The organism is Gemmobacter nanjingensis (assembly GCF_014652195.1).
Taxonomy (GTDB): domain Bacteria; phylum Pseudomonadota; class Alphaproteobacteria; order Rhodobacterales; family Rhodobacteraceae; genus Gemmobacter; species Gemmobacter caeni.
In genome coordinates this window covers 1-3,512 of record NZ_BMYI01000060.1, presented here as the reverse complement: position 1 = coordinate 3,512, position 3,512 = coordinate 1, and the positions used below count along the sequence as shown (strand labels likewise).

3 protein-coding genes are annotated in these 3,512 nt (G+C 60.1%); all 3 read left to right on the top strand.

The features are described from left to right. The first annotated feature begins 146 nt into the window (after nt 1-146). Genes IE126_RS25495 through IE126_RS25485 form a run of 3 tightly spaced genes read left to right on the top strand, consistent with a single transcriptional unit; the run spans nt 147 to nt 3,443 of the window. Nucleotides 147-1,781, top strand: coding sequence for a Mu transposase C-terminal domain-containing protein (locus IE126_RS25495; protein ID WP_189383184.1), 1,635 nt, complete (start codon nt 147-149; stop codon nt 1,779-1,781). A gap of 1 nt (nt 1,782) precedes the next feature. Next, nucleotides 1,783-2,661: a TniB family NTP-binding protein gene (locus IE126_RS25490; protein WP_189383182.1), complete on the top strand. Its 879-nt coding sequence runs from the start codon at nt 1,783-1,785 to the stop codon at nt 2,659-2,661. Further along, the gene (locus IE126_RS25485; protein WP_189383180.1) at nt 2,658-3,443 is read left to right on the top strand and encodes a TniQ family protein; all 786 of its coding nucleotides are present in this window, start codon (nt 2,658-2,660) and stop codon (nt 3,441-3,443) included. Before IE126_RS25490 ends, IE126_RS25485 begins: the two co-directional genes overlap by 4 nt. Nucleotides 3,444-3,512: the final 69 nt, after the last annotated feature.

Here is a 3,512-nt window from a genome sequence, read left to right as displayed (position 1 = left end):
TGTCGCGTAGCCCTTAAAAGCGGGATACGAAAGTCAACGAAATCAATGGGGCTTCTTTGCCATTAAATATGATATCTTGCCTTTAAATCCGACATTCTTGCCGTTAAAGCTGACATAGGGTTCACGGGGTTGGACGGTTGGCAGCGATGGAAGGTAATGACGAAGAAGGTGGCGATTTTGGTGCTGAGGCGCAGCGCCGGGCATCGGTCCTTCGACCGCTTGTACAGGCGTATCTCAGCCGCGCCGGGAGCTTGGAGAGCGGTATCGGTGATGCAGTCTGGGAGCTTGGCGTCAGCAGGACCACAGTCTGGCGCTGGATCCGACGGCTTGCAGCAGAGGGTGGCCGGACAAGCGCTCTCGTTCCCCGCAAACGCGGGCGACGCAACGGGTCGGTCATGGTGCCCGGTGATGTCGAGGGCATCATCGAAGAGCATCTTACTCGATACTACCTTCGGCGAGAACGCCCCAGCCTAGCGCGAGTTGTGACAGAAATCCGCAGTGCCTGCCTTGAGCGGGGGCTTCAACCCCCGACACGCCGCACCGTTCAGCGACGGCTTGATGCGATGGATGCCCGCGAAGTCATGAAAGCGCGCGAGGGCGCAAAGGCGGCGCGCCAAAGGTTTGCGCCGGTGACGGGAAGGAACAGATCAGAACGACCGCTGGACGTTGTGCAGATCGATCACACACCAGCGGACATCATCCTTGTCGACAGCTTCGAGCGCAAACCCATCGGCCGGCCTTGGGTGACCTTGGCGATCGACATCGCCACGCGCATGGTGACGGGATACCACGTCAGCTTTGACGCGCCGTCCCGCCTTTCGGTGGCCTTGTGCCTCACGCGGGCCGTCGCCCCCAAAGCTGAATTTTTGGCAGACCTCGAGTGTAATGCCCCGTGGCCCGCGCAGGGCAAGCCGGTCAGCATTCACGTCGACAATGGCCGCGATTTCCGGTCCCAGGCCTTTCAGTCAGCGTGTGCGGAATGGGGGATCAACCTCGTCTACCGGCCGCCAGGAAGCCCGCATTTTGGTGGGCATGTCGAGCGGCTGATCGGCACGATGATGGGCGCGGTGCATCTCCTGCCGGGAACAACGCAGTCGTCGGTCGCTGCCAAGGGCGGCTATGACGCGGAAGCCATGGCGGCGATGACCTTGGGCGAATTCGATCGATGGTTTGCCTTGGAAATTTGTCGCTATAACAACAGCATTCATTCGAGCCTTGGCTGCACACCTGTCGCCAAGTGGGACGCGCTCGCCGGGGAAATGTCCGGCGACATCCCTTTCGACATGGAGGCGTTTCGGGTGAGTTTCCTGCCAAGTGAGCAGCGGCAGGTGCGTCGTGACGGCATCCATCTGTTCGACCTGCGCTACTGGTCCGACGCCCTTGCGGGTTATGTTGGTCGCCGGGGTGGAAAGGTGGTCGTCCGCTACGATCCCCGCGATCTCTCGACCGTCTGGGTCGAACTGGACGGCGGTAGATGTATCGAGGCCCGGTACCGCAACCTGGAAATTCCGCCGGTGTCGCTCTGGGAATACCGGGAGGCCATGCAAAAGGCACGGGCCATGGGCAAAGTGGGCACGAATGAATTGGTCCTCGCCGAATTGATCCGGCAGCAACGCCAAATTGAGGGTGAAAGCCGCGCGCTGACCAAGGCAGAGCGCCGATCTCGTGAAAGTAATTCTTCGATGAGGGGTCTGGCCGCCGAGGATCGGGCATCCGAGGGGCTGCGACCAGTCGACACCGGTGATACATCGCGCCCCATGTTTAAGGTGGAGCGCTGGTGAATTGAGGGCAGAAACTGAAGAAGACGGCCGTATCGCCCTCATTCAATCGGACATCTGGATCGGCTTTCCGCGCGCAGAACAAGTGCTAGACCGGCTGCAGGGCCTGATTGAGATGCCGCGGCAGACCCGCATGCCTGGCCTCTTGGTGCATGGGGCCTCCGGCATTGGGAAGACGATGATCGCCCGCAACCTGTCGCGCAGGTACGCGCCGGAGTACGATCCGGAATCAGGTATCACGCGCACCCCGCTGCTTCTTTTGCAGGCACCACCGGCCCCGGACGAACGGCGGTTCTATATGCACATCCTCGCTGCCGTCGGCGCCCCGTCATCGGCGCTAAGTTTGCGGGCCAAAAGCGTCGCTTCACTTGAGGTCCGCGTTGTTGGCCTTCTTCGCGACCTCGGGCTTCGGATGATCATGATTGACGAAGTCCACAACCTCCTCGCGGGAACCCATCGCGAACAACGCCGCTTCCTGAATGTTCTGCGTTATCTCAGCAATGAACTCGAGGCATCGCTGGTTTGCTTTGGAGTCAGCGAAGCGGTCGATGCCATTCGCGGCGATGTCCAACTCGCGCGACGCCTGGACGAACACCACCTGCCAAACTGGCGCGATGATGCCGAGTTCTCGGACATGATCCAGACCTTGATCGCGGCCATGCCGCTCGCGAAGAAGTCCAATCTGAAGGTCAAATCGCTCAAACAGATACTGGCGCTGACCGGCGGGGTAACCTCGCGCATCTTTTCCTTGGTCAAGGACCTCTCCATCGACGCAATCGTTACGGGCGAGGAATGCATCACGGATGAGGCAATTGCCAAATGGACGCCGGTCTGGTCGCGCCATGCGAACGCCCAACGGCGGCTCGAGAAGGCCAGAGCGTGAAGCCGCGCCCGTTGCCGAAAACTGTCACGCCTCTTGCGGATGAGCTGCTTTCTGGATGGCTGACGCGACTGGCGGTCACCAACCATTGTGAGGTCGACGAACTCCTGGCGCATATTGAAGTCGATACGGGGCAGGTCGCCATGCTCGATTTTGAGGTTGAGGTGGCCGCGACAACTGCAGAAAAGATATCGATTGCGGCCCGTGTTGCCGCTGAAACTGTTCAATCTCTTACCTTTGGGACAATGACCCAGACCGAAGCCGCAATGACGGCGCAGGTCGCGTTCCAATCTTGTCCCGACTGCTCTCGGCGCGGCATAGCGCTCAAACAGTGGCGGAAGTTATGGGCATTCGACTGCCAGATCTGCGGCACCCGACTTGTGTCGATCCTCATCAAGCCTGATCGCAGCCGACTATCCGAAAAGCTGGTGCGTCGTGCCCGAAGCGGGGCAGGGTTGCTCGAAAGCGCGGTGACGTCCAACAGCGCCAACAAACTTCGACGTGCCATGCGGGCGGCCACCTATGCCAAGGCGCTCAAGTCCGTTCGCGCGGATACGGCCTTTGCCCTTCAAAGTCCCAGACCCGACGTGAGACTCTTCTGCCTTGCCGCCATCGCCGCGGCTCAGTCACGTCCACTGGCTAAGGCGGCAATGTTAAGCACTGGCCTCGATGGGTACGCAAGAGTTGCCTTGCTTCGTGCGTTTGAAAAGGAGCCCCGTCTTCTTGCAGCAGTTGACCGGATTGTACTGCGAAACAGGGAAAAACTCCGACGAGCTGGCGTCTGAATGTCACATTTAAGGGCAACAAACGCTGCCCAACGCGCCGTGTGCCGGATTTAAAGGCAACGCGACACC

Excerpts from the sequence above, each read along its gene's own strand:
- IE126_RS25495 (WP_189383184.1), top strand. The coding sequence starts at position 147 with ATGGAAGGTAATGACGAAGAAGGTGGCGATTTTGGTGCTGAGGCGCAG.